We start from the raw sequence: 6249 nt of genomic DNA, 5'->3' as shown, positions 1-6249 counted from the left end.
GCATGGAAACGATCACGTCACCTTTTTCAAGGACCGAACCCAGCGCGTCGATGTCAAAGGCTTGGATGTCGTTTGTTAAGTCTCCGACCTCAACTTTGGCTTTTTCAATAGTCCGGTTCCAGACTGTGACTTTGTGCCCGCCTTCGATCAGGCGGCGCAGACCTGGGATTGCCGACAGGCCAGTTCCACACCAATGAATCGTCATCGCTTAGATCCCTTTTACATGCGATTTGTACGTAGTCGCCGCTCGACCCCAAACACCGCCATTGATATCCGATAAGGTTAGCAGAGAAGGCAGTAGCTGAGCTGCGTAATCTTCGGAACTTTCGACCGGCAGCATTGACGGCAGATTGTCGATTGCCATCACGTCCATCACCGGATCGGTGGCGACACGCACGGCCGGGGCGTCCCAGGTGGTCGCGTGATCGTAGACGGGAACAGGGTTGTAATCACTGTCCGGGTCGCAAGCTATGTCGCCAATTGCCGTCAGGTTGCGGGGAGAGCTCAGTGCAGCCCTTGGAACAAAAACTGGTGTTCCTGGGCGGGCCAGTATGCAGTTCAGAAACAAGTCGTGTTCAAGAATTTCCAGAAAAGGTCCACCGCTGGCGGTCTCGGCCATGTCCCACTTTGTAACCTGAACGCCCATCGCTTCGCACAGATCCGAAGCCCCCGCTCCAACACGGCCCAAAGCGCCGATGACGATTGCGCGAGGGCGCGAAATTTTAATGGAATCAAGTTCAGCCAACAACTCTGCATTCAACGCGTTTTTGCTGGGATATACTCCAACCGGGGGGCATTCCTCGTCCCGTTGCTGCGCCGCCCATGTCTTTAGCGTGACTGCGGCCCCAGCGTAGCCCGCCCAATACCCAAATGCAGCAACACGGCGGCCGTTTTCGTCCACCAGATACTCCAGATCGTATAGCGTACCGCCCCCAGCCTTGAACCTTCCTAACAGAGTGCGGCCAGAATGCTGACCCTTGAAAGCGTGGCCGAACATAATGTGACGGTGAGGCAGGGGTGTACCATCTTCGGGCAATTCCTTGAGGCCGAAGATGACAGCATCCAACGGTGCCTCCGGCCAGGAATTCTCGGTCGCGATTTCGCATCCAGCTTCTTTGTAGCCATCAATCGGAATGGCACGGACACGGCTTTCCTCGACAGTTACACGAATTCCGGCGGCGATCAGCGCGGCGGCACCCTTGGGTGTTAACCCAACCCTTTCTTCGTTCGGGCGCTGTTCAGCCCGGACCCAGAGATGTGTCATCGAGAATCCTTTGCTCAGAGCATTCCAGCGGCTTTTACCGCCTGAACCGACTTTCGTGCATTCATCGCCTGACGAAAGGCGACGATCTTGGGAAAGGCGGAGACATCTACGCCATCGCCTTCCAGCCAAGTGCAAACAACGTACAGGTAAGCATCGGCCAGCGAGAACGTCTCACCCAAAACAAAGGGACCGCGTAACCCATTGGAAGAGATGTATTCACATGAAGCCGTCATCGTCTCGGCAACTTTTGAAGCCATATCTTTCCAGCTGTCTTGATTGTCGGCCCAGCGTTGTCCGCGAAACTTATGCGCATGATTCACATGCATTGTTGATGCCAGATAATACATTACTTCACGCATACGCGCGGCCAAGAACGGATCGTCCGGAACCAAACCGGCGTCGGGCGATTTAGCGGCGACAAACTCTAGCAGCGCGCCCGTTTCAGTCAGGATGCCGCCGTCGATCACAAGCGCTGGAACACGTCCCTTTGGGTTGATCTGACAGTAGGCTGGTTTGGTTTGTTCACCGGCGGCAAAGTCCAGGCGAATTGTTTCATACGGCAGCCTGGCCTCTTCCAAAGCGATAGCGACAGCGACGGAAATCGTACGCGGGGCATAGTATAGCTGCATCAAAGAAGTCCCTCAGGATGGTGGTTACAGATGCGTCTGGGCGAAGTGCCTATCAGGGGCTTCCAGATGCGGTACGGCATTGAAAAGAACGGGGCTGAGCTGAGCCCCTATAGGATGCAGACGATGTAACGATGTGTTCATGATGGCAAGGGCCACCCGTGCCATAGACGGTATGTCCAGCCCCATTGCCTGACGCACCGCCATTGAAATCAGGCCGCCTGAGGTCACAACAATGGCTGGTCCGCCCTCTGTTCCAATCTCGCGCAGCGCATCTGAAACCCGAGTTTCAAATTGATCGAAGGTTTCGGGCGCGTTCGCAATATCTCCGTTTGCCCAAGCGCCAAAAGTTTGCGGGAGATGCTCAACAAATCCTTCGCGGTCAGTTGGAATGGGCACGCCGTGCTGTTCGTGAAACAGTTGGGCCAAGGTGAAATACTCAATTTCATTCAGACGTTTGTCGAGGATTGGGGACGGCAGACCCATACTGCTGGCTGTTTCCGTATGGCGGTTCAAGGTGCCGCAAAAAACGCGCGGATAATGTGCGTGGGTGTCGCGAAGATGACCGCCCAACCAGCGCGACTGTTGATGGCCCAGATCGCTCAGCCTGTCGTAGCTCGATTCATCCCGCGCTGTTGTGTTGGCTTGTCCGTGACGCACCAATGTAATGTATGACATGTCGGTTCCTCTTGGCGAGAAGTCTTAGGGCAGGATTCGGACCGGGACCAGAGGGGTTTTGCCTGCTCAACCAGAAAAGCCAATATGCCGTTTCTACCGATACGGTGCGATACTGAAAGGTAGCACTGTCTTGCTCACTGCGGCGTTGAGTATAATGTTATCCTGACCACACGCAGGGGTAGCCTATGACAATAAACGAAAGCCGTTTTCTATCCGACCTGCATAAGCTGCGCGAATTTGGCGCCTCGGGCGTCGGGAAAGGAGTTGTGCGACCGGCCTATTCCGAGGCCGATATCGCCGCACGGAAATGGCTGGCGCAGAAAATGGCCGACGCGGGTCTGGCTCCGCATTTTGACCCGGTTGGAAATTTGTTCGGGCTGGCACCAGGGCGTTCTCTGTTATTGGGGTCACATTCCGACAGTCAGCCCGAGGGTGGTTGGTTGGATGGGGCGCTGGGCGTTGTCGCAGCGCTGGAGGTTGCCCGGTCCGTTAAACAACAAATTTCTGTTGTCAGCTTTCAGGACGAAGAGGGGAGATTTGGCGTCACTACAGGATCGGCCGTTTGGTCCGGTGGCTTGCCGTTGGATAAAGCGGATTCATTGACCGACGCGTCAGGGATTACTTTCGCCGAGGCAAGATCATCGATGTCTGACCTGTCTGACGATTTTGTGGACCAGGCCCGGTTCGAGGGCTTCATCGAGCTTCATATCGAACAAGGTCCAACACTAGACGCGCAGGGCGATCAGATAGGCGTGGTCACCGATATTGTTGGTATTCGTGATGTGGTCATCACTTTCGATGGGCAGCAAAATCACGCCGGAACGACGCCAATGCATCTCCGCCGGGACGCATTTCAGGCGGTTTCGCAATTCAACGCGATGATCAACAATCGCTTTAAGAACGTGGTCACTCCCCAAACTGTATGGACAATTGGCCGTGTCGATCTTCACCCCAATGCATCGTCAATCGTGCCAGGGCGCGCTCGCTTTTCCATGCAATGGCGAGACGGTGACGCAAATCGTTTGGAGCGAATGGAAGGGATTATCCGGGAAGCTGCACAGGAGGTCGCAGAGAGTGTTGGCCTCGGCCTCAGTTTCGGCACGATGCTTGGGTTAGAACCAGTTTCCATGGATACTAAGTTGCGTTCTGCCCTTCAAATGGGTGCGGAAACAGTCGCGCCGGAAGGGTGGCAAAAAATTCCATCGGGCGCGTTGCATGACGCAACTAACGTGGCCCGGCTGATGCCTGTTGCTATGCTTTTCGTACCTTCCATCGCTGGGATCAGCCACGATTTTTCTGAAGACACCGCCGAAAGCGATTTGGTTGCGGGTTTACGCGTATTGGAACACGCGGTTCTCAGTCTTAATGCATAATGCTCTTTAACTTGTGTGTTGCTTAACGGAAAAAAGTTTCCTATAGGAAATATTACCGAATGCGCTGGTGTACGATTGGGTTCGATGCAGTCCGCCGGGGCGTTTGCGACTACTGAAAACGACCGTCCCAAAAGGCGTGTGCCAGTGGGGTCTAATGTATTCGATCGTTGCAAAATGTCCGGCTTGCTTCAGACTGATTGGTAAGCGCGCAGACTGATAGGAACGAAAAGGTAATCGCCATGACCGACGCACCAAAGCGCACGCCCCTTTACGATCTTCATGTCGAACTTGGTGGCAAGATGGTTGATTTTGCCGGTTGGGAGATGCCCGTTCAATATCCGCTGGGTATTATGGGGGAACATAAACAGTGTCGCGAAAAAGCAGCCCTATTCGATGTGGGCCATATGGGTCAGGTGATCCTAATGGGTGAAAATGTAGGGGAAAAGCTGGAAAGCCTTTGCCCCCAGGCCTACGCGACATTGAAGGAAGGTAAAGCACGTTACGGGTTTTTCACGAACACAGACGGCGGAATTATGGACGATCTGATCGTGTCAAACGCAGGGGATCATTATTTTGTCGTGGTTAACGCTGCGCTGCGCCATCAAGATATCCCACACATGAAAGCCAACTTGGGCGGCGTCGAAGTGACCGAAATTTTCGATCGCGCGCTAGTTGCCGTACAGGGTCCCAAGGCTGAGGAAGTTGTGGGTGGGCTATGCCCGGCCGCGCGGGACCTGAAGTTCATGGAAACGGCCATAGCCGAAATCAAAGGCGTGGAATGCCGCATTTCGCGGCTCGGCTATACCGGCGAAGACGGTTACGAGATTTCGATCCCCGATGATAACGCAATTGAGATCACACGGGCGTTTCTGGCGCATGAGGATTGCGAACCGGCAGGACTGGGTGCTCGTGACAGCCTGCGGCTGGAAGCGGGCTTGTGCCTATATGGTAACGACATTGACCAGACGACTTCGCCGATTGAGGCCTCTTTGGGTTGGGCAATTCAGAAACGCCGCAAGGAAGAAGGCGGATTTCCCGGAGCCGAGCGTGTGCAGAAGGAACTGGACGAAGGACCATCACGCCGGTTGGTAGGAATCAAGCCCGAAGGAAGGGCGCCTGCCCGCCAAGGGGTCGAAATTCAATGTAAGGAAGGCAACACGATTGGTCACATTACCTCTGGCGGTTTCGGGCCCACCGTCGGGGGGCCGATTGCTATGGGTTATGTTGCCAAGGGTCACGGCGAACCCGGAGAAACGGTTAATCTGATTATAAGGCGCAAGCCGCAGCCAGCGCAGATTGTGGCGTTGCCCTTTGTCACCCAGAACTACAAGCGTTGAAGTGAGGAGAGAGAAGAAATGGCGACCTATTATTCAGAAGAGCATGAGTGGCTGACAGTTGAAGGGGATACGGCGACTCTGGGCATTACGGCGCACGCGGCGGAACAGCTTGGCGATGTGGTGTTTGTTGAGCAGCAAGAGGTCGGCGACGAATTCGAAAAAGACGGAGAGATCGGGGTGATCGAATCTGTCAAAGCAGCTTCGGAAATCTATGCCCCGGTAGACGGAGAGATAGTTGAAGTGAACGAGACGCTTGCCGATAACCCCGGTGCACTAAATGAAGATCCAGAAGGGGATGCTTGGATCTACAAAATCAAGCTGGCGGATGCGTCGCAACTTGAAGATCTGATGGATCTGAATGGGTACAAAGCCTTCATCGGCTAACAATCTGGCGGAAGCCCGAGCGGCACCGCCCCACAAAACTTAAAAAACACTACTGTCGGTAGCTATTGCTAGATCAGCAGAGTGAGACATTCCTTGAGGAGCGCAATAATGGCCTTCAAACTGACCGATTATGAAGCTTACGATTTTGCCAATCGCCGCCACATAGGACCTAGTCCGACCGAGATGCGCGATATGCTCAAGGTGATCGGCTTCAAGACTCTGGATCAGCTAATCGACGCTACCGTTCCTCCGGCTATTCGACAAAAAGAACCGCTGGACTGGGGTCCTGCGATGACCGAGCGTGACGCGTTGTTTTACATGAAAGAGGTGGCGGGCAAGAACAAGGTTCTCACTTCATTAATTGGTCAAGGCTACTATGGAACTACAACTCCGGCTCCGATCCTTCGCAACATTTTGGAAAACCCGGCTTGGTACACTGCCTATACGCCTTATCAACCCGAGATCAGCCAGGGCAGGCTGGAGGCGCTGCTGAATTTCCAAACGATGGTCAGTGATCTGACGGGTCTGGATGTCGCTAACGCGTCCCTTTTGGACGAAGCAACTGCGGCCGCCGAAGCGATGGCAAT

General features: G+C 54.4%; 6 protein-coding genes and 2 pseudogenes. 4 read left to right on the top strand and 4 right to left on the bottom strand.

Annotation, left to right across the window (positions count from 1 at the left end):
• The 4 genes and pseudogenes from AC2FNV_RS23115 to AC2FNV_RS23100 form a co-directional block, all read right to left on the bottom strand.
• Positions 1 to 205, bottom strand: a pseudogene (locus AC2FNV_RS23115) (saccharopine dehydrogenase); the annotation flags it as partial.
• A 3-nt stretch (positions 206 to 208) separates the two neighbouring features.
• On the bottom strand, positions 209 to 1264 hold the full coding sequence (locus AC2FNV_RS23110; RefSeq protein ID WP_170603100.1) for a saccharopine dehydrogenase: 1056 nt from the start codon (positions 1262 to 1264) through the stop codon (positions 209 to 211).
• Positions 1265 to 1278: 14 nt separating this feature from the next.
• The gene (locus AC2FNV_RS23105) at positions 1279 to 1893 is read right to left on the bottom strand and encodes a glutathione S-transferase family protein (RefSeq protein ID WP_170603102.1); all 615 of its coding nucleotides are present in this window, start codon (positions 1891 to 1893) and stop codon (positions 1279 to 1281) included.
• 24 nt (positions 1894 to 1917) lie between these two features.
• Positions 1918 to 2568, bottom strand: coding sequence for a histidine phosphatase family protein (locus AC2FNV_RS23100; protein ID WP_170603104.1), 651 nt, complete (start codon positions 2566 to 2568; stop codon positions 1918 to 1920).
• A gap of 185 nt (positions 2569 to 2753) precedes the next feature.
• Between AC2FNV_RS23100 and AC2FNV_RS23095 the strand changes: the two genes are divergently transcribed.
• The 4 genes and pseudogenes from AC2FNV_RS23095 to AC2FNV_RS23080 all read left to right on the top strand — a co-directional run.
• Positions 2754 to 3941, top strand: coding sequence for a Zn-dependent hydrolase (locus tag AC2FNV_RS23095; protein WP_496774654.1), 1188 nt, complete (start codon positions 2754 to 2756; stop codon positions 3939 to 3941).
• A gap of 239 nt (positions 3942 to 4180) precedes the next feature.
• Positions 4181 to 5278 carry a glycine cleavage system aminomethyltransferase GcvT gene (gene gcvT / locus AC2FNV_RS23090; protein ID WP_170603108.1) on the top strand — a complete coding sequence of 366 codons (1098 nt, stop codon included), beginning with the start codon at positions 4181 to 4183 and terminating at the stop codon, positions 5276 to 5278.
• Between the two features lie 18 nt (positions 5279 to 5296).
• Positions 5297 to 5662, top strand: a complete 366-nt coding sequence (gene gcvH / locus AC2FNV_RS23085) for a glycine cleavage system protein GcvH (protein WP_170479401.1) — start codon at positions 5297 to 5299, stop codon at positions 5660 to 5662.
• A gap of 108 nt (positions 5663 to 5770) precedes the next feature.
• Positions 5771 to 6249: pseudogene (locus tag AC2FNV_RS23080) on the top strand (glycine dehydrogenase (aminomethyl-transferring)); the annotation flags it as partial.

It is taken from the genome of Ruegeria sp. BHSA163 (assembly GCF_059613365.1).
This window is presented reverse-complemented; position numbering and strand designations above follow the sequence as displayed.